Origin of the sequence: Pedobacter sp. ASV12 (assembly GCF_016429155.1) — a bacterium.
Taxonomy (GTDB): Bacteria; Bacteroidota; Bacteroidia; order Sphingobacteriales; family Sphingobacteriaceae; genus Pedobacter.
Genome location: NZ_JAELUC010000362.1, coordinates 1 through 385 on the forward strand (window position 1 = coordinate 1; position 385 = coordinate 385).

Annotated in this window: 1 protein-coding gene; it reads left to right on the top strand. The window is 33.5% G+C overall.

Annotated features, from left to right (window positions below; translation table 11 throughout):
- On the top strand, positions 1-304 hold a 304-nt coding region (locus JHD69_RS21250; RefSeq protein ID WP_233166156.1), incomplete at its 5' end, for a hypothetical protein.
- Between the last annotated feature and the right edge of the window lie 81 nt (positions 305-385).

Here is a 385-nt window from a genome sequence, read left to right on the forward strand (position 1 = left end):
TACAAAAAACGGTATATTAGGTGTCGTTCTGCCAAATATGTATGAAAAAATATTTACAGGAAGTGGAACTTGTAATACTTGCGGTGGGAGTCATAACAATGTTATGATCAATAATGGCACAGTGATATCAGAGTTTTCTTACAATTATTACATACCCCATAACAAATGCGCATGGAGTGAAGAGGATAGGTACTGCGTTTTAGTCAAATGGGAAGATTTTTGTAAGAATCCAGAACTATATATTGAGAAAGCCTTTAATAAAAGAACTGCTCCAATCTCTTCTAAAACTAAAGTAAGACCCTAATGGAAGACAAAAATTACCCTAATTATTTTATTGCTGGAGATGTTGCATCTAAACAAGCCCAATCTAGATACATTAACTATG